Below are 17,885 nucleotides of genomic sequence, written 5' to 3' on the forward strand. Positions count from 1 at the left end.
GGCGGGCGGCTACTCGGCCGCCTGCCTGCTGATCGGGGCGATGCTCTTCACCGGCGCCACCACGTCCGGCAGCGGATGCGCAGCCTCGAACGCCCCAATGTAGTCGCGCGTCAGCGGCACCACGTCGACCCGCTTGGCGAGCTGGACCTGGAATACGACATGTCCGCCATACCGGAAGGTGGCCTCGCTGCCGGCGAGGTAGAACTCCCACATGCGGCAGAACCGCTCGTCGTACAGGGCGCGGATCTCGTCTTTGTTGCGATTGAAGCGCTCGCGCCAGTGCTTCAGCGTCTCGGCGTAATGGAGGCGCAGAACCTCGACGTCGGTCACATAGAGCCCGGCGCGCTGGATCGAGGGCAGGAATTCCTGCAGCGCCGGCGAGTAGCCGCCCGGAAAAATGTACTTCTGAATGAACGCGTTGGTGGCGCCCGGCCCGTCGGCGCGCCCGATGGTGTGCACCAGGGCGACGCCGTCATCCGCGAGCAGCGAGGCGATCTTGCTGAAATAGGCGTCGTAGTGGTTCAGGCCGACATGCTCGAACATGCCGACTGAAACGATCCTGTCGAAACGGCCCTGTTCGGCGCGGTAGTCGCGGAGCTCGAACCGCACACGGTCGGCCGCGCCGGCGTCCCGCGCCCGCGCGTTGGACACCCTGTGCTGCTCCTCCGAGAGCGTCAGCCCGGTCACGTCGATCCGGTCCAGCGTCGAAAGGTAAAGGCCCAGACCGCCCCAGCCCGACCCAACGTCCAGCACCTTCTGGCCGGCCGAGAGCAGCAGTTTGGCCGCGATGTGCCGCTTCTTCTGAGCCTGCGCCTGCTCGAGTGTGTCGGTGGGCGACAGGAAATAAGCGCATGAGTACTGGCGATCGTCATCCAGAAACAGTTCGTAGAGACGGTCCGAAAGATCGTAATGATGCGCCACGTTGGCGCGCGACCGGGGCGCGGGATTGAACTGGATTGCGCGCCGCGCCAGAACGCGCAGGCGGTCGTTCAGCAGCGCGAGCGGGCCGCCCGGGATTGCCCATTCGGCGTTGGCGAGGATGACGTCGAGAAGATCGTAGATCGTCCCGTTCTCGACCGTGATCCGTCCATCCATGTAGCCCTCGCCAAGGGCCAACTGCGGATTGGCGAGCAGCCGGTACATCGTCGCCGTATCATGGATCCGCATCGTGACGCTTGGCGCGCCGCCGCCAAAGCTCTCGATGGTGTTGTCCGGAAGGGCGATCCGCAAAGCGCCCCGCTTGATCAGATGCCGCCCGATGAGCCCGAGGAGGTGCATGGCCAACTCCGTTCCCGCGTGCGGCGCCGCCAAAACCGCGCCAGCATGAACTTGGCGGGAACGCAGGTCCGGTGCTTGGAGTTGCATTGGGGATTGGTCATGTACGTTGCGGGGCTGCATCGCCCAGCTCTCGTTCATTAAATTCGACGATGTAGGACATTATACCGATTGGGTGGGGAGATTGCGTCTGTTAGTTAGGCGCGTGACTTGGCTTGCTCTCGCAGCCAAAACGGCGCGTTCGCGCCGCCCGAGGCGGATTTGCGTTGATGAAGCGGTTGACGACCACGGACTTACAGAATGCTGCGCTCGAGCATTGTCGTGAACAGTCCCGCCTCGCTGACGCCATCAGCGGCCGCCAAAGCGAAAAATGTGAAGAAGCTTGTGCATCCTGCATGTCAGCCATGCGGAAGGCACTAAGATACGTCGGCGACCAGGTCGGCTTTCTAGTAACGGACGATGAATCCACCGCAATGCACTGAACGGTTGTCGCGAGTTTAGCCTACAGTCGCCGAACTCACGCGAAGGTTCATCGTTCGCAAACTCACGCTATGCTTCGACTATTCCCGGGTATTCTGAGCATTCGCTTGCATTTATGCTGACCCGCGAAGATGTTTTCGAGTGCGAATTGATGTTGTGGTGATTTCGGTTGACCGGCCTGAGATTGGCGTCTACTTTGCCAACACCACATATGTATTGTGGGCTATTGTCTTAATTCAATATGGTTCGTCGTGGCGAGCGCTGTCATCGAGTTGATCAAAGACGCACCCCTCTTTCGAGGCGTGACGGACGATACGCTGAGGGCTCTCACACAGGGCTCGTTCGTTCAGCGTTATCCCGCCAACGTCTCGCTTTTTGACGAGGGTGAGGTGTCACCGTTCGTGTATGTGCTGCTGGAGGGCCAGATCGAGCGCTTCTCGGTGCATCGCGGGCGCGAGTCGGGCCTCGGCTTCATCGAAGCCGGCGCGACGTTCATCCTTTCTGCCGCCATCACCCTGCAGCCGAATTCCTACTCGGCCCGCACCCTGGCCAATTCGCGTTTCGTGCTGTTGCCGGCCCAGAACCTGCGGGCCGTGTTCCAGACTGACCTGCGCTTCGCCCAGAACCTCGCCCGGGACGTCGCCGAGAGCGAGTGCGAAGTGCTCGCGGAGCTGAAAAACCAGAAGCTCCGCACCATGGCGGAGCGTCTCGCCAACTGGATCCTCACCACCGTCCCGGCGGAAGCGCAGGGCGAATGGACCCGGCTGCCCATGAGCAAGCAGGCCTTGGCGCTGTATCTGGGCACCACCCCCGAGAACCTGTGGCGCAGCTTTGTCGCCCTGGAACCTTACGGCGTCGGCGTGCGGCGCAGGGAGGTTTCGGTGGCGGACTTCGCCAAGCTGACCGATTTCGCCGGACCCAATCCGCTGATCGATCGCCGTAAGGCCCGATCCGACGCCGAGCGCATGGCCGCACCGGCGTCAGACTGACTTTGCCCTCCAAGACGAGATGCCCAATACGAAAAAAGCCGCCTTTCGGCGGCCTTTTTTCGTCGCTGCGCCTCTTCGGGGTGGAAGAGACTTTGGAGCGGGCGAAGGGATTCGAACCCTCGACCCCAACCTTGGCAAGGTTGTGCTCTACCCCTGAGCTACACCCGCATCCTCCGGAGCGCTTCGGCCGCCGGCGGGCGGTATATGCCGCAACTCGGCGGACGATGCAACAGGGCGCGCGATCTTTTCTTGGCGCCCCGTCAGCCGCCGGGCTTGCGAGGCTTGGAAGCGCTCACGTATGAACCACCCGAGCCCGCCGTCACCAAGGATCGACGATGCCCGCCACGCCCGAGGAACTCTTTGCTTTTTTCGCCTCGCTCGGCATCCCTCACGAGACCGTGGAGCACCCCGCCGTCTTCACCGTCGAGGAATCCAAGCGGCTGCGCGGCGAACTGCCCGGCGCGCATGTGAAGAACCTTTTCGTGAAGGACAAGAAGAGCCGCCTCTTTCTTGTTTCGGCGTTGGAGGACACCGTCATCGACCTGAAGAAGCTGCACGAACTGATCGGCGGAACCGGCCGCGTGTCGTTCGGGTCGGCGGATCTGCTTGTCGACACTCTCGGCGTGACGCCCGGCTCCGTGACGCCCTTCGCGGCCATCAACGACACCGCTGGGCGGGTCACGGTGGTGCTGGACAGCCGCCTGCTTGAGCACGAGCGCATCAACGTGCATCCGCTGGTGAACACGATGACGACCGGCGTGTCGCGCGAGGACCTGCTCCGCTTCCTGCGCGCCACCGGACACGAGCCGCTCGCGGCGGCGATCGGCGAGGCGCGCCAGGACGCCGTCACCTAAATGCGCCTCAGGCGGGCGGCCGACGTTGCCGAGCCCACCTGCGAGGCCCATGTTACGCTCATGCGAATGCCGGGCGCTCCCGGCCAGGAGATCGAAGATGGCCTTTGAAGCCACGAGCGCCGCCCCCGCCGGGGCAGACACCCTCGTCTCGGACACCACGACCCAGGGCTTCCGCCAGGACGTGCTCGCCGAATCGATGCAGCGGCCCGTGCTGGTCGACTTCTGGGCGCCGTGGTGCGGGCCCTGCAAGCAGCTCACGCCCGTGATCGAGAAGGCCGTCAAGGCGGCCGGCGGTAAGGTCAAGCTCGTCAAGATGAACATCGACGAGCACCCGCAGATCCCCGGGCAGCTCGGCATCCAGTCGATCCCGGCCGTGATCGCATTTCAGCGCGGGCAGCCGGTGGACGGCTTCATGGGCGCGCTGCCCGAGAGCCAGGTGAAGCAGTTCATCGAGCGCCTCGTTGGCCCCCTTGGCCCCGGCGCGACCGCGGAGCTGATCGCCGAAGCCGAAGCCCTGCTGGCGGGCGGCGACGCGGCCGGCGCCGCCGAGCTCTATGGCGCGGTGATCGACCAGGAGCCCGACAATCTCGCGGCGCTGGGAGCGCTGGCCAAGATCCATGTCGAGGCCGGCGATCTGGAGGGCGCCAAGTCGATCCTCGCCATGGCCCCGCCCGGCAAGGAGAACGACGCCGCTCTCGCGGGCGCCAAGGCGGCGCTCGACCTCGCCGAAAAAACGGCGTCGCTGGGCGACGCCGCCGGCTTCTACGCCCGGATCGACGCGGACCCGGCGGATTATCAGGCCCGCTTCGATCTCGCTCTGGCGCTTGGGGCCAAGGGCGACCGTGAGGGCGCGACGGACCAGCTGGTCGAGATCATCAAGCGCGACCGTACGTGGAACGACGACGGCGCACGCAAGCAGCTGCTCCAGTATTTCGAGGCGTGGGGTCCCATGGACCCCATGACGATCGCGGGGCGCCGCAAGCTGTCGGCGCTTCTGTTCCGATAGAGCGCGGGGGCGACGTCCCGCCAAAGGAGCCGGCCATGGCCATGAACGCCAGCTATCGGAGCGCCGCCGATCTTCCGGCCGTCATCCCAGTGTTTCCCTTGCCCGGAGCGTTGCTGCTTCCTCGGGGCGAGATGCCGCTCAACCTGTTTGAGCCGCGCTACCTCGCGATGCTGGACGACGCCCTGAAGGGGCAAAGGGTCATCGGCATGGTCCAGCCGGACGTCGAGTCCGAGATCATGCCGCGCACTCCCAGCCTCTACGGCGTGGGCTGCGCCGGCCGCATCACCCAGTTCACCGAAACCGGCGATGGGCGGTGCCTGATCACCCTCACGGGGGTTGCACGTTTCCGGATCGTCGAGGAGCTTCTCGTGACGACGCCCTATCGCCAGTGCAGGGTCGACTTTTCGGCGTTCTCGTCGGACTTCGAGGCGCGCGCCGGCGAAGGCGAGGTCGACCGCGAATCGGTAATCAGGACGCTCAAGGCCTTCGTTGAGGCCAACGACCTCTCGATAGACTGGAAGGGCATCAAGGAAGCATCCAACGAGGCGCTGGTGAACGCCCTGTCGATGATGAGCCCGTTTGAGCCGCGCGAGAAGCAGGCCCTGCTGGAAGCGCCGGACCTGAAGACCCGGGCCGAGATCCTGGTGGCGATCACCGAAATGGATCTGGCGCGCGGCCAGGACGGATCGGAGACGCCGCTGCAATGAGTCAGGAAACCGTGCCGGACAACGCCCCCCAGGCGACCCGCATCGACCCCAAGCTTCTGGAAATTCTCGTCTGCCCGTTGACGCGCGGATCGCTGGACTATGATGCGGCCCGGCAGGAGCTGATCAGCCGCTCGGCCAGGCTCGCCTACCCCATCCGGGACGGCATTCCGATCATGCTGCCCGAGGAAGCGCGCCGCCTGGACGAATAGTCCGGCAAGGCCTGTCCTGGGCGTGCTGGCCTGAAGCCCTCCACCCGAAGCCGACGTTAGAGCGGAACGCCGCGCAGCAGTCGCGGCATGTCGGGCGACACGGCCGCGGCCTGCCGGATAAAGAAGCGCTTCAGCCCCGGCATCCTGTCCACCATGCCGAGCCCGGCGTCGCGCAGGAGACGCAAAGGCGTGTTGTCGTTGGAAAACAAGCGGTTGAGCCCCTCCATCACCATGCCCATCGCCACCGTGTCGAAGCGGCGCGCCCGCTCATAGGCGGCGAGCACGTCCGGCGAGCCTGGATCAAGTCCGAGTTGCGCGGCGTCCACGATCGCCTCCGCGAGCGCGGCCACGTCCCGGAAACCCAGATTAAGCCCCTGACCGGCGATTGGGTGGATCACGTGGGCGGCGTCCGCCACCAGGGCGAGGCGCTCACCCGCGAACCGGCGCGCCACCATGAATTGGAGAGGCCAGGCGGCCGGCCGCGTTTCCAGCGTGAGCCGTCCGTGGCGCAGCCCGAAGCGGCGCTCGATCTCGGCCAGCAGGTCATCGTCCGCCAGGCCGAGCAGCGCCGGCACGTTCTCGCTGCGCTCCGTCCATACGATGGACGACCGCCGGCCCCGCAACGGCAGGATCGCGAACGGCCCGGACGGCAGGAAGTGCTCTTCCGCCCGGCCCTCGTGGTCGCGCTCGTGACCGATCGTCGCCACGATGCCGGACTGCCGGTAGGGCCAGGAAACCGTCCCGATCCCGGCCTGCTCGCGCAGGGGCGACGCGGCGCCGTCGCAGGCCGCCACAAGGCCGACCGAGAGCGTCTCGCCGCCCGAAACGCGCACGCGCGCCATATGCGGCTGCGGCTCCACGCGCAGCACCCTTTCGGCGCGGACCTCGACGCCGGCCTCGGTCGCGCGCCGGCTCAGCGCCCGGATCAGGCTGGCGTGCTCGACCATGTGGGCGAAGGGCTCGTCAGGTCCGACCCCCCCGCCGAAATCGAGAAACACCGGCCTCACCGGGTCGAAGGTGCGGCTGTCCGTGATCTTCATGCTGCGGATCGGCTCGGCGTCGGTCTCGATCTCGTCCCACGCGCCCAGCACCTCGAGCATCCGCCGTGCACCGGCCGCCACCGCGAAGGCGCGGTCATCGCGGCGTGGAGCCGCCGCCAGGGCCGGATCGCAGATCGAGACCGCCAGCCGGCCGCCCACCGCGGTCTTGAGCGCCAGCGCCAGCGCGAGCCCGGCCGCGCCGCCGCCTGCCACGAGCACGTCCACACGGGTCTGGCGGGGTGAGGCGTCGCTCATCGTGAGGATCTCCGGCTGGCTTGCACCCTTGTCCTACGCCCGCGCATGCCGGCCGACAATGCGAACACGGCTGGCGACAGCCCTCAGGGGAGTGGCATAACGTCAGCCCAAACCGTGAGATCCGCCATGTCCGACCCTGTCGCCGAGTTGCTGACCACCCTCGACCTGGAAACGTTGGAACTGAATCTGTTTCGCGGACGCAGCGACTACACGGCATGGCAGCGTGTGTTCGGCGGGCAGGTCATCGGCCAAGCCTTGATGGCGGCTTGCCGCACGGTCGAGAACCGTATGCCCCATTCGCTGCACGGCTACTTCATCCTGCCCGGGGATTCCAAGCTGCCCATCGTGTACGAGGTGGAGCGGGTCCGGGACGGGCGGAGCTTCAGCACTCGCCGCGTCAAGGCGATCCAGCGCGGGCAAACGATCTTCACCCTGTCGGCGTCCTTCCAGAGCGAGGAGGGAGGCTTCGAGCATTTCGTCCCCATGCCGGACGTGCCGATGCCCGAGGACCTGCCCAGCGGCGACCAGACCGGCGTGCAGGTCGCGCCCAGGATGCCGCCCTCCGTGCAGCAATATTTCGCGCGCAAGCGCCCCATCGAGCTACGCCCGGTCGACGTGACGCGTTATGTCAGCCGCGAGCCGCGCGACCCTGTATTCCGGATGTGGATCCGCGCAACCGCGCCCTTGCCGGACGACCCGATCATCCACCGCTGCGTGCTCGCCTATGCGTCCGACATAGCCTTGCTGGATTCGGCGCTGGTCGCGCATGGGCGCAGCGTCTTCGATCCCGAAATCCAGGCCGCCAGCCTCGACCACGCCTTGTGGTTTCACCGGCCGTTCAAGGCGGACGAGTGGCTTCTCTACGCCCATGACAGCCCGTCCAGCGGTGGCGCGCGCGGTTTTTCGCGCGGTTCCGTTTTTACGCGCGACGGCGTCCTGGTCGCGTCGGTTGCGCAGGAAGGGCTAATTCGGCCTCGCACCGCGAAAGTGCCTGCCGACTAAGCAATTGCCTAAAAAGATTGCACAACCCGGACGCGTGCTCAGAGAGAAGCGCGCGCCGTTGGATGGTCGCGCGCCGAATTGGCGCGAATCAGTTCGCCCGACCCTAGCCGAAAGTGAGGGGCCGAACTGGCACGACCCTTGAAAGGTGTTCCCCGGCTCGAACCGCGCATCGTCGATGTGCAGGTGGCGTAACGGGGATCCGACATCCATGAAAATCGTGATGGCCATCATCAAGCCGTTCAAGCTCGAGGAGGTTCGCGACGCGCTGACCGCCATTGGGGTGCACGGCCTGACAGTGACTGAAGTCAAAGGGTATGGCCGCCAAAAGGGTCATACCGAGATCTACCGCGGCGCCGAATACGCCGTCAGCTTCCTCCCGAAGCTCAAGATCGAGGTGGCGATCGCCGCCGACCTCGTCGGCAAAGTCATCGACGCGATTTCGGCCGCCGCCAAGACCGGCCAGATCGGCGACGGCAAGATCTTCGTGTCTCCCATCGAGCAGGCCGTCCGCATTCGCACCGGCGAGCGCGACGCTGACGCTCTCTAAGCCGCTTCCTGGCAGGAGTTATCACCAATGAAGTTGTCTACCACAGTCAGGGCGAGCGTGTTTGGGGCGTCGCTCGCCGTGCTGACGAGCACCGCCGCGTTTGCGGCCGATGCGCCGGTCCCCAACAAGGGCGACACGGCCTGGATGCTCATCGCCACCGCCCTCGTGCTGATGATGTCGGTCCCGGGGCTCGCCCTGTTCTATGGCGGCCTGGTCCGCACCAAGAACATGCTGGCGGTGCTGACCCAGGTCTTCGCCATCGTGTCGATCGTGGCCCTGCTGTGGGTGTTCTACGGCTACTCGCTCGCTTTCACGAACGGCGGCGGCCTGAATGATTTCGTCGGCGGCTTCTCCAAGGCCTTCCTGAAGGGCGTCGACACCAACGCGGTTGCGGCCACCTTCTCCAACGGAGTCGTGATCCCCGAACTGGTCTACATGGCCTTCCAGATGACGTTCGCGTGCATCACGCCGGCCCTGATCGTCGGCGCCTTCGCGGAGCGGATCAAGTTCTCGGCCCTGATCGCCTTCGTGGTGCTTTGGGTCACGTTCATCTACTTCCCGATCGCCCATATGGTCTGGTACTGGGGCGGCCCGGACGCCATCGGCGACGCCGCCAAGGCTGTTGCGGCGGCTGGCGCTGACGCGGCTGCGAAGACCGCCGCCGAAGCCAAGCTCGCCGAGGTCACGGCCGACGCCGGCATGATCTTCAAGTGGGGCGCTCTCGACTTCGCGGGCGGCACCGTGGTGCACATCAACGCCGGCATCGCGGGCCTGGTTGGCTGCATCCTGATCGGCAAGCGCGTCGGCTACGGCAAGGAGCTGATGGCTCCCCACTCGCTGACGATGACGATGATCGGCGCCTCCCTCCTGTGGGTCGGCTGGTTCGGCTTCAACGCCGGCTCAAACCTCGAAGCCAACGGCACCACCGCGCTGGCCTTCGTGAACACCTTCGTGGCTACCGCGGCCGCGGCCGTGTCCTGGCTCTTCGTGGAATGGATGGCCAAGGGCAAGCCCTCGCTGCTCGGCATGGTTTCGGGCGCGGTCGCGGGCCTGGTCGCCATCACGCCGGCTTCGGGCTTCGCGGGTCCGATGGGCTCCATCGTCCTCGGCCTCGCGGCCGGAGCGCTCTGCTTCTTCTTCTGCTCCACGGTCAAGAACGCCATCGGGTACGACGACTCGCTGGACGTCTTCGGTGTCCATTGCGTCGGCGGCATCCTGGGCGCCATCGCGACCGGCATCCTGGTGTCTCCGGATCTCGGCGGCACCGGCCTGGTGGACTACGCGGCCAAGCCCGGCGAAGCCGCTCCCGGCGAATACGTCATGGCCACGCAGGTCTTCGCCCAGCTCAAGGCGGTCGGCCTCACCCTGGTGTGGTCGGGCGTCGGCTCCGCAATCCTCTACAAGGTCGTGGATGTGATCTTCGGCCTGCGCGTCACGCAGGAAAAGGAGCGCGAGGGTCTCGACATCGCCGAGCACGGCGAGCGCGCCTACAACTACTGAGACGCGTCGGAGGGCGCTTTTTCCCTCCATTCCTCCCTGAACTGGGCGGCAGGCATTCCCTGCCGCCCTTTTTCTTTTGTGGCTGCGCCACACGCCGGCTCAGCCGGGCCCCGATGGTTAAGCCACCTTTAACCGGGCGCTCCCTACGGTGAATCACCCGGCCTGCGCGCATGCGCGGGTCGCCCCCCATTGTGTGTGGACCCGGCGAATGCGGACGACACGAGCGAGCGGTTCAGGCCTGGACCAACTCTCGGAAGCCCTGCGCGACTTCCTGTGGCGCCGCGCCGCCGAACTCACCGGCTTGATTCTGCTGGCGGTCGCGGCCGCCTGCGGCCTCGCGCTGGTGACCTGGTCGGTCCAGGATCCGAGCCTGAACCACGCCATCAACGGCCCCGTCCGCAACCTGCTGGGGCGTCCCGGCGCGATCGCGGCCGACGTGCTGATGCAGATCTTCGGGCTGGCCGCCATTGCGTTGATCGCCCCGCCGGCGCTCGCGGGCGTCCGCCTCCTGTCAGGCCGTCGCCTGCTCCGCAGCCGCTTGCGCGTGCTGCTCTGGATCCTGGGCGCGACCGCGGCCGCGGGCCTCGCCAGTTCGCTCCCGACGACCGGGCGCTGGCCTCTGCCGACGGGACTGGGCGGCGTGCTCGGCGACGCCGTCTTGCGCGCCTTCCACGCCGTCCCGGGCCTGAACGGCGGCCTGGCAAGGCTGATCCTCACGATCGCGCTCGGCGTGCTCGCGATCCTGACCCTGTCGGCCGCCTCCGGGGTAGGCTTCGACAAGGAAGGCGACGCCCGCGCGGAGCCGCGCGAAACGCGTGCGGCCCGCAGCGACGATTTCGAGGACGACGACCGCACCAGCGAACCCGGCCTCGCGATCGTATCGGTCGGCGCCATCATCCATGGCCTGCTCAGCCTCAAGAGCGCGATGGCGCGCGCCTGGCGCCGCCGCGCCGCCCGGCCGAGCTTCATGGCCCGCGTGCGCGCCGCCATGCCGGCCCGCGCGCCCGACGATTTCGACGATCTCCTCCCTGCCCCCGGCGGCCGCGCCGAGCCGGGTTTCGCCCGCGCGGCCGACGGCGGCGAGCGCCCGGCGCCCCGCCGCGAACCGCCGCAGCCCGCCAGCCATGCACGTCCGCAGCCGCAGCCGGCGCAGCCCGATGAGGACGACGACGATTACGACGCCGTTCCGGACGGCGAGCCCCTCGACGCCGGCATGGTGATCGACGGGGTCGCGGCTCCGCGCGTCTCCGCCCCCGCCCCGGCGCCGCGCCCCGGCAAGCGCCTCGCCAAGGAAGCGCAGCCGTCTTTCCTTGACCGCGACGGCTACCAGCTGCCGCCGCTGGCTTTGCTGTCGGAGCCCAAAAAGACCACCGCTCCCAACATCTCGGCCGACGCGCTGGAGCAGAACGCCCGCCTGCTGGAAGGCGTGCTGGAGGACTTCGGCGTCCGCGGCGAGATCATCAAGGTCCATCCCGGCCCGGTCGTGACGCTATACGAGCTCGAGCCCGCGCCCGGCATCAAGTCGTCCCGCGTGATCGGCCTGGCGGATGACATCGCCCGCTCGATGAGCGCGGTGTCGGCCCGCGTGGCCGTGGTGCCCGGCCGCAACGCCATCGGCATCGAGCTGCCGAACCAGAAGCGCGAGACCGTGTTCCTGCGCGAGTTGCTGGCCTCGGAGGACTTCGAGAAATCCAAGTTCAAGCTGGCGCTGTGCCTCGGCAAGACCATTGGCGGCGAGCCCGTGATCGCCGAGCTCGCCCGCATGCCGCATCTGCTGGTCGCCGGCACCACCGGCTCGGGCAAGTCGGTCGCCATCAACACCATGATCCTGTCGCTGCTCTATCGGCTCCAGCCCGAGCAGTGCCGCCTGATCATGGTGGACCCCAAGATGCTCGAACTTTCCGTCTATGACGGCATCCCGCATCTCCTCACCCCCGTGGTGACGGACCCCAAAAAGGCCGTCGTGGCCCTGAAATGGGCCGTCCGCGAGATGGAGGAGCGCTACAAGAAGATGTCGAAGCTCGGCGTCCGCAACATCGACGGGTTCAACGTCCGCGTCGTGGAGGCCAAGCAGAAGGGCGAGATCATCACCCGCACGGTGCAGACCGGCTTCGACCGCGAAACCGGCGAGGCCGTGTACGAGGACGAGATCATGGATCTCGAGCCGCTGCCCTACATCGTCGTGATCGTCGACGAGATGGCGGACCTCATGATGGTGGCCGGCAAGGAGATCGAAGGCACCATCCAACGCCTCGCCCAGATGGCCCGCGCGGCCGGCATCCACGTGGTGCTGGCGACACAGCGCCCGTCCGTGGACGTCATCACCGGCACCATCAAGGCCAACTTCCCCACCCGCATCTCCTTCCAGGTCACCTCCAAGATCGACAGCCGCACCATCCTGGGCGAGATGGGCGCCGAGCAGCTGCTCGGCCAGGGCGACATGCTCCACATGGCGGGCGGCGGCCGCATCAGCCGCGTTCACGGCCCCTTCGTGTCGGACGACGAGGTCGAGAAGGTCGTCGCCCACCTCAAGTCCCAGGGCCGGCCGCAATATCTCGAAGCCGTCACGCAGGACGAGGAAGAGGGCGGCGCGACCGAGGACGCCGAGGACGGCGCCGTGTTCGACAAGGGCGACTTTGGGGCGCCGAGCGGCGACCTCTACGACCAGGCGATCGCGGTGGTGCTGCGCGACAAGAAGGCCTCGACCTCCTATATCCAGCGCCGCCTCCAGATCGGCTACAATCGCGCCGCCTCGCTCATGGAACGCATGGAGAAGGAGGGCATTGTCGGTGCGGCCAACCATGCGGGCAAACGCGAGATCCTGATCGAGCAGCCCGCCGGACGTGGCGACGCTCCGTTCGATGAGGATTGAGGGAGCTGGCGAAACGGGCCGTGAAACGGCCATACAGGCAGGCTAGACGCAGCGCATGACCAGCAACGCCCTCTTCATCGCGCTTGTCGGCCTGGTCGGACTCGGCCTCGCCGGCGGTCCTGTGGCCGCCCAATCCGGTGAGCCGCTGACCTTGCCGACGCCGGCCGTGACGGCCGCGCCGAAGCCCGCCGCAAAGCCGCCCGCGCCGCGCCGGATCCCGCTCCCGCTGCCTCGTCCGGCCAATCTCGGCGCCGGCGACGGCGGTCTCGGCATCGAGCCCGTCCAGGTCGCGGCGGCTGGCCCTGCGCCCACCGTCCAGCTCGCGAAAGCCGAGGCTCCCGCAGATACATCCCAGCGCGGGATCGTGGAGCGCGCCAACGCGACCCTGAACGCCATGAGTTCGCTCAGCGCGCAATTCGTGCAGGTCGGCCAGAACGGGAAGCGGCTCGAAGGCAATCTCTATGTCCAGAAGCCAGGCCGCATGCGCTTCGAGTATCGCGCCGCCCCGATCGAGATCGTCGCGGACGGCTCCTCGGTGGCGATCCGCGATCGCAAGCTCAACACCCAGGACGTGTACTCGATCGGCCAGACGCCGCTGAAGTTTCTGCTCAAGGAGCGCGTCGACCTGTCGCGCGACACCCGCCTGATCAGCGCCGAGGCGGAGCCCGACCTGGTCAGCGTCACCGTCGAGGACAAGGCGACCTTCGGCGGGACATCGCGCGTCACGCTGTTCTTCGATCCGAAGTCCTTTGCGTTGAAGCAGTGGCTCGTCGTGGATCCGCAGGGCTACGAAACCAACGTCACCCTGCGCAATGTCCAGCTTCAGGCGAAGCTCGACCAGAACCTCTTCAACATCAACTTCACACGCGTTCTCGAGTAAGCGCCCGCCGCGACGGCGCAGCGCTTGCGGCCATGAGGGCAAACCGATACCCCTGCCGAGCTTCTAGCCCGGGAGGAACGTCGCTTTGCGCCTCAATGTCGCGACCTGGAACATCAACTCCGTTCGCCTGCGCTCCGGCCTGGTCACGCAGTTCTTGCAGGACCACCAACCCGACGTTCTCTGCCTGCAGGAAACGAAGTGCCCGGACGACCGCTTCCCGCTCGGCGACTTCCGCAAGCTCGGCTACAACCACATCGCGATCCACGGCCAGAAGGGCTACCACGGCGTCGCCATCGTCTCGCGCCTGCCGTTCGAGGAGCGCGGCTCGAAGGCGTTCTGCGGCAAGAATGACGCCCGCCACATCAGCGTGTCCCTGAAGGACGCCGGCCCCGCCTCAGGGGTCACGGTGCATAATTTCTACGTGCCGGCTGGCGGCGACATTCCGGACCCCGCGATCAACGAGAAGTTTGCGCACAAGCTCAGCTTCCTGGACGAGATGCGGGACTGGTGCCACCTGGACAAGCCCAGCGCCGGCAAGGCGATCGTGGTCGGCGACCTGAACGTGGCTCCGCTCGAAAACGACGTCTGGAGCCACAAGCAGATGCGCGACGTGATCTCCCATACCCCGATCGAGCGCGAGAAGCTTCTTGGCGTCATCGAGTGCGGCGATTGGGTGGATGCGATCCGGACGCTCACGCCGGAGCCGGAGCGCGTCTACACCTGGTGGAGCTACCGCGCCAAGGATTGGCAAGCCGCCAACCGCGGCCGTCGTCTCGACCATGTCTGGGTGTCGCGCGAACTGGCCGGCAGCCTCGCCGGCAGCGCCATCCTGCGCGAAGCGCGCAGCTGGGAGCGGCCGTCGGACCACGTCCCCGTCATGGTTCATCTCGACGTCTGATCAGCCGCGCTCCTTGGTGAGCGACTGGTCCAGCCGATCGACGTTGAGCAGGCGATATCGCACGGTCGAGAGCCCGGCCGACGTCACCTGCGCGTGTGCGGCGAGATGCTCGCGCATCGTCTCGGCCGAGTCCGGGAATTCCTGCATCACACGCCGGAAGATTTCGCGCGTGATCCGCAATGTTGTGGTCGGCTCGCGCGCCGTCGCGGTGGCGGGCCGTTCGGTGTCGATGATCATCGCGAGTTCGCCAAGCAGCACGCCCGCTTGCACGATCATGGGAGCGCTCGAATCATCCGCGTTCAGCGCCACGGCTCCGCCGGTCAGAAGATAACCGCCATTCGACACGTCGCCGCGACGGAACAGCACGTTGCCGCTCCGAAAGCTCCGGCCCTCCGCCGCGAATGCGATGAGTTGCAGCGCCTCGGGCTCCGCGCGGCTGAAAAGCGGCACACGTTGCAGCAGGTCGATGTCGCGCTTGAGAGACAATGAGCGTCCAGAAAAGCCGGATCAGGGAAGGAGTTTGTAGCCGCCCGCCTCGGTGACGAGGATCTGCGCGTTGGACGGATCGCGCTCGATCTTCTGCCGCAGGCGGTAGATGTGGGTTTCCAGCGTATGCGTTGTGACGTTGGAGTTGTACCCCCAGACCTCCGCCAGCAGCACGTCGCGGGTGACCACCTTTTCGCCCGCCCGGTACAGAAAGCGCAGGATGGCGGTTTCCTTTTCGGTCAGCTTCAGCTTCGAGCCGTTCTCGGCGACCAGCAGCTTGGCGCTTGGCCGGAACGTGTAGTGCCCGATCGTGAAGACCGCGTCCTCGCTGGCCTCGTGCTGGCGCAGATGCGCGCGGATGCGGGCCAGCAGCACCGAGAACCGAAACGGCTTGGCGACGTAGTCGTTGGCCCCGGACTCGAGGCCCAGAACGGTGTCCGACTCCGAATCATGGCCGGTGAGCATGATGATCGGCGACCGAAACCCGTTCCGCCGCATCAGCTTCACGGCTTCACGGCCATCCATGTCGGGCAGGCCCACGTCCATGAGCGCGAGGTCGACGCGGTCATCCTTCACGAAGGCCAGCGCCTTGGCGGCGGTGTCGACCGTCTGGGGCGCGAATTCCTCGTGCAAGGCGAGCTGCTCTGCGAGCGCTGAGGCGAGTTCGACGTCGTCGTCGACCACCAGGATGCTGCGGACGTTCGACATGGCGTTCCGCTGGTTGGCGCTGCAGGAGCGCAGGTTGGCGCCGGACGCGCAAAGATGCTTCAAGTAGCCCAGCCGCGGCCTGCGCCGCAACCAGCCTCACCCGCTCACGCGGGAGCAAAGCCGGAGGTGACAGTGGCACGTGGAGCACCGTTCCGCCATATCCGCGTGATTCGCCGCCCGGGTTGTCCCCGGCGCGGTGTGTTGATCGCCGGCGGGCTGGTGGTTCCGTGCGCTCTCGGGCGCGGCGGCGTCTCCGCGGCCAAGCGGGAAGGCGATGGCGCCTCGCCGCGAGCGACGCTGCGACCCCTGCAGGCGTTCTACCGCGCCGATCACGGCCAGCGTCCCCGTTCAAGCCTGCCGCTCAGGCCCATCCGTGAGCGCGATGGCTGGTGCGACAGCCCACAGGATCGCAACTACAACAGGCCCGTCGCACTGCCCTACCGGGCGAGCTGCGAGGCGATGCGGCGGCCCGACAGGCTCTACGACATCGTCGTCGACCTGGACTGGAACCGGCGTCCGGCCGTGCGCGGGCGAGGAAGCGCCATCTTTATGCACGTCGCGCGCCCCGGCTTCCTGCCCACGGAAGGCTGCATCGCGCTCAGCGCGGCCGTGCTCCGCCGGCTTTTGCCGCGCCTGGGCGCGCAGACGCGCATCACCATCACCTGAGACGAGAGGACCACTTGGCCAAATCCTGCCTTCTCTTCGACCTGGACGGCACCTTGGTGCACACCGATCCGGTTCACCTGGAAGCCTTCAATGCGATGCTCGCGCCGTTTGGACGCGCCGTGGACGAGGCGTTTTACCAGCAACACGTGATGGGGCGGCAGAACGCCGCCATCATGCGCGACATCTTTCCGGATCTGCCCGAGGCGGAACACCGGCGTTTGGCCGACGAAAAGGAAGCCCGCTTCCGGGCGCTCGCCGCCGCCGGCGCGCTGCATCCCCTGCCGGGGCTTCTCGACCTTCTCGCAAAGGCTCACGAGCAAGACGTCGCTTGCTGTATCGTCACCAATGCGCCGCGCGCCAACGCAAGTCAGATGCTGTCCGCCATCGGCCTGACGGAACGATTCGACGTCATTGTGATCGGCGACGAACTGGAGCACGCGAAGCCGCATCCGATGCCCTACCTGACCGGCCTTGCCAGGCTGGGCGGCGAGGCGGACCGCTCCGTCGCCTTCGAGGATTCGCGGTCCGGCATTCAGGCCGCGTCGGCGGCCGGCCTTCCGGTGGTGGGCGTTGCGACCTCGCTGGATGAGCCTGCGCTGCTCGCCGCCGGGGCGTCCCTGGCCGCGCCCGACTTCACGGATGCGGCCGCGCTTGCGTTGATCCGCGAACGCACGGGCTTGAGGGTCTGATCAGCCCCGGTGACCAAAGATGGCGCTGCCCACCCGCACATGGGTGGCGCCAAGCTGGATCGCTTCCTCGAAATCCGCGCTCATCCCCATCGAGAGCGTCTTCAGGCCGTTGCGCTGCGCGATCACGCGCAACAGGGCGAAATGCGGCGACGGAGGCTGGTCGGCCGGCGGAATGCACATCAGGCCTTCGACCTGTAGCTTCCACCGGTCGCGGCACGCCCCCAGAAACGCATCGACCTCGTGCGGCGCCAAGCCGGCCTTCTGTGGCTCCTCGCCGGTGTTCACCTGCACGAGCAGGCGGGGCGCTCGACCAGTCTTGGCCATCTCTCTCGGAATCTCCTTGGCGAGTTCCTCGGCCAGGCTGTCGCGATCCACGGTTTCGATCACGTCGAAAAGCTGCACGGCTTCGCGCGCCTTGTTGGACTGCAGCGGCCCGATGAGGTGAAGCTCGACCCCGGCAAAGCGCTCCCGCAATCCCGGCCATTTCGTCTTGGCTTCCTGGACGCGGTTCTCGCCGAACACCCGCTGCCCGGCCTCCAGCACGGGCGCAATCTCATCGGCCATGAAGGTCTTCGACACCGCAACCAGCGTTACGGCGTCCTCCGCGCGCCCGGCTTCCAGAGTCGCACGCGTGATCGCGTGGCGGACTTCGACCAGGCGCTCGCGCGCTCCGCACTCCGTGCCCATGACATCTCCCGTCAGCGGATCGAATGGCGCCATGCCGTTGACCGCAAAGCTTTATCGTGTCCTAGTCCGGCGCACGCGCGCCGCGCAAGCGGCGCGATCCCACCGCTATTGTCGCCCGCAAGAGGGCAGGCCAAG

Annotated in this window: 18 protein-coding genes and 1 tRNA gene; 13 read left to right on the plus strand and 6 right to left on the minus strand. The window is 66.9% G+C overall.

From position 1 onward, the window contains the following. Window positions 1-9: 9 nt before the first annotated feature. Window positions 10-1,278 carry an SAM-dependent methyltransferase gene (locus IEV99_RS22915; protein WP_188520155.1) on the minus strand — a complete coding sequence of 423 codons (1,269 nt, stop codon included), beginning with the start codon at window positions 1,276-1,278 and terminating at the stop codon, window positions 10-12. Window positions 1,279-2,006: 728 nt separating this feature from the next. On the opposite strand from IEV99_RS22915, the gene IEV99_RS22920 reads away from it, so the two are divergent. After that, window positions 2,007-2,744 (plus strand): cyclic nucleotide-binding domain-containing protein, encoded by a 738-nt coding sequence (locus tag IEV99_RS22920; protein WP_188520156.1) that lies wholly within the window; start codon window positions 2,007-2,009, stop codon window positions 2,742-2,744. A 93-nt stretch (window positions 2,745-2,837) separates the two neighbouring features. On the opposite strand, the gene IEV99_RS22925 is transcribed toward IEV99_RS22920, so the two are convergent. Further along, window positions 2,838-2,912, minus strand: a tRNA-Gly gene (locus tag IEV99_RS22925). Window positions 2,913-3,079: 167 nt separating this feature from the next. On the opposite strand from IEV99_RS22925, the gene IEV99_RS22930 reads away from it, so the two are divergent. From IEV99_RS22930 to IEV99_RS22945, 4 genes are all read left to right on the plus strand, one after another. Further along, window positions 3,080-3,598, plus strand: coding sequence for a prolyl-tRNA synthetase associated domain-containing protein (locus IEV99_RS22930; RefSeq protein WP_188520157.1), 519 nt, complete (start codon window positions 3,080-3,082; stop codon window positions 3,596-3,598). 97 nt (window positions 3,599-3,695) lie between these two features. After that, a complete protein-coding gene (trxA, locus tag IEV99_RS22935) occupies window positions 3,696-4,604 on the plus strand; it encodes a thioredoxin (protein ID WP_188520158.1) in 909 nt (302 codons plus the stop codon). 35 nt (window positions 4,605-4,639) lie between these two features. Further along, window positions 4,640-5,311 carry an LON peptidase substrate-binding domain-containing protein gene (locus IEV99_RS22940; RefSeq protein ID WP_188520159.1) on the plus strand — a complete coding sequence of 224 codons (672 nt, stop codon included), beginning with the start codon at window positions 4,640-4,642 and terminating at the stop codon, window positions 5,309-5,311. Then, on the plus strand, window positions 5,308-5,520 hold the full coding sequence (locus IEV99_RS22945) for a Trm112 family protein (protein WP_188520160.1): 213 nt from the start codon (window positions 5,308-5,310) through the stop codon (window positions 5,518-5,520). The genes IEV99_RS22940 and IEV99_RS22945 overlap by 4 nt, the downstream gene beginning before the upstream one ends. A gap of 56 nt (window positions 5,521-5,576) precedes the next feature. On the opposite strand, the gene IEV99_RS22950 is transcribed toward IEV99_RS22945, so the two are convergent. Beyond that, the gene (locus IEV99_RS22950) at window positions 5,577-6,815 is read right to left on the minus strand and encodes a ubiquinone biosynthesis hydroxylase (RefSeq protein WP_188520161.1); all 1,239 of its coding nucleotides are present in this window, start codon (window positions 6,813-6,815) and stop codon (window positions 5,577-5,579) included. A gap of 126 nt (window positions 6,816-6,941) precedes the next feature. Here IEV99_RS22950 and tesB point away from each other — a divergent pair, with 126 nt between their 5' ends. The 6 genes from tesB (at window position 6,942) to xth (ending at window position 14,514) form a co-directional block, all read left to right on the plus strand. Next, entirely contained in the window at window positions 6,942-7,817 is an 876-nt protein-coding gene (tesB, locus tag IEV99_RS22955) for an acyl-CoA thioesterase II (RefSeq protein WP_188520162.1), read from the plus strand. Window positions 7,818-8,025: 208 nt separating this feature from the next. Beyond that, the gene (locus tag IEV99_RS22960) at window positions 8,026-8,364 is read left to right on the plus strand and encodes a P-II family nitrogen regulator (RefSeq protein WP_188520163.1); all 339 of its coding nucleotides are present in this window, start codon (window positions 8,026-8,028) and stop codon (window positions 8,362-8,364) included. 27 nt (window positions 8,365-8,391) lie between these two features. Continuing rightward, window positions 8,392-9,864, plus strand: coding sequence for an ammonium transporter (locus IEV99_RS22965; protein WP_188520164.1), 1,473 nt, complete (start codon window positions 8,392-8,394; stop codon window positions 9,862-9,864). 208 nt (window positions 9,865-10,072) lie between these two features. Beyond that, window positions 10,073-12,736, plus strand: a complete 2,664-nt coding sequence (locus IEV99_RS22970; protein WP_188520165.1) for an FtsK/SpoIIIE family DNA translocase — start codon at window positions 10,073-10,075, stop codon at window positions 12,734-12,736. Window positions 12,737-12,791: 55 nt separating this feature from the next. Next, on the plus strand, window positions 12,792-13,616 hold the full coding sequence (locus IEV99_RS23685) for an outer-membrane lipoprotein carrier protein LolA (protein WP_210318699.1): 825 nt from the start codon (window positions 12,792-12,794) through the stop codon (window positions 13,614-13,616). 85 nt (window positions 13,617-13,701) lie between these two features. Continuing rightward, entirely contained in the window at window positions 13,702-14,514 is an 813-nt protein-coding gene (xth, locus tag IEV99_RS22980) for an exodeoxyribonuclease III (RefSeq protein ID WP_188520166.1), read from the plus strand. Here xth and IEV99_RS22985 read toward each other — a convergent pair whose 3' ends face one another. Both IEV99_RS22985 and IEV99_RS22990 read right to left on the minus strand, forming a co-directional pair. Next, window positions 14,515-15,000, minus strand: a complete 486-nt coding sequence (locus tag IEV99_RS22985; RefSeq protein WP_188520167.1) for a cyclic nucleotide-binding domain-containing protein — start codon at window positions 14,998-15,000, stop codon at window positions 14,515-14,517. 21 nt (window positions 15,001-15,021) lie between these two features. Continuing rightward, window positions 15,022-15,708, minus strand: coding sequence for a response regulator transcription factor (locus IEV99_RS22990; RefSeq protein WP_188520314.1), 687 nt, complete (start codon window positions 15,706-15,708; stop codon window positions 15,022-15,024). Window positions 15,709-15,840: 132 nt separating this feature from the next. On the opposite strand from IEV99_RS22990, the gene IEV99_RS22995 reads away from it, so the two are divergent. Continuing rightward, a complete protein-coding gene (locus IEV99_RS22995) occupies window positions 15,841-16,374 on the plus strand; it encodes a L,D-transpeptidase family protein (protein ID WP_244644028.1) in 534 nt (177 codons plus the stop codon). A 14-nt stretch (window positions 16,375-16,388) separates the two neighbouring features. Continuing rightward, the gene (locus IEV99_RS23000; protein WP_188520169.1) at window positions 16,389-17,063 is read left to right on the plus strand and encodes an HAD family hydrolase; all 675 of its coding nucleotides are present in this window, start codon (window positions 16,389-16,391) and stop codon (window positions 17,061-17,063) included. On the opposite strand, the gene IEV99_RS23005 is transcribed toward IEV99_RS23000, so the two are convergent. Then, entirely contained in the window at window positions 17,064-17,750 is a 687-nt protein-coding gene (locus IEV99_RS23005; RefSeq protein WP_188520170.1) for a YggS family pyridoxal phosphate-dependent enzyme, read from the minus strand. It lies immediately after the preceding gene. Between the last annotated feature and the right edge of the window lie 135 nt (window positions 17,751-17,885).

Origin of the sequence: Alsobacter metallidurans (genome assembly GCF_014636935.1) — a bacterium.
Lineage (GTDB): Bacteria > Pseudomonadota > Alphaproteobacteria > Rhizobiales > Beijerinckiaceae > Alsobacter > Alsobacter metallidurans.

Coding starts and splice junctions, on each gene's coding strand:
- IEV99_RS22960 (WP_188520163.1), top strand. CDS start 8,026: ATGAAAATCGTGATGGCCATCATCAAGCCGTTCAAGCTCGAGGAGGTT.
- IEV99_RS23005 (WP_188520170.1), bottom strand. CDS start 17,750: ATGGGCACGGAGTGCGGAGCGCGCGAGCGCCTGGTCGAAGTCCGCCAC.
- IEV99_RS22950 (WP_188520161.1), bottom strand. CDS start 6,815: ATGAGCGACGCCTCACCCCGCCAGACCCGTGTGGACGTGCTCGTGGCA.
- IEV99_RS22990 (WP_188520314.1), bottom strand. CDS start 15,708: ATGTCGAACGTCCGCAGCATCCTGGTGGTCGACGACGACGTCGAACTC.
- tesB (WP_188520162.1), top strand. CDS start 6,942: ATGTCCGACCCTGTCGCCGAGTTGCTGACCACCCTCGACCTGGAAACG.
- IEV99_RS22915 (WP_188520155.1), bottom strand. CDS start 1,278: ATGCACCTCCTCGGGCTCATCGGGCGGCATCTGATCAAGCGGGGCGCT.
- IEV99_RS22930 (WP_188520157.1), top strand. CDS start 3,080: ATGCCCGCCACGCCCGAGGAACTCTTTGCTTTTTTCGCCTCGCTCGGC.
- IEV99_RS22965 (WP_188520164.1), top strand. CDS start 8,392: ATGAAGTTGTCTACCACAGTCAGGGCGAGCGTGTTTGGGGCGTCGCTC.
- IEV99_RS22940 (WP_188520159.1), top strand. CDS start 4,640: ATGGCCATGAACGCCAGCTATCGGAGCGCCGCCGATCTTCCGGCCGTC.
- IEV99_RS22945 (WP_188520160.1), top strand. CDS start 5,308: ATGAGTCAGGAAACCGTGCCGGACAACGCCCCCCAGGCGACCCGCATC.
- IEV99_RS23685 (WP_210318699.1), top strand. CDS start 12,792: ATGACCAGCAACGCCCTCTTCATCGCGCTTGTCGGCCTGGTCGGACTC.
- trxA (WP_188520158.1), top strand. CDS start 3,696: ATGGCCTTTGAAGCCACGAGCGCCGCCCCCGCCGGGGCAGACACCCTC.
- IEV99_RS22970 (WP_188520165.1), top strand. CDS start 10,073: ATGCGGACGACACGAGCGAGCGGTTCAGGCCTGGACCAACTCTCGGAA.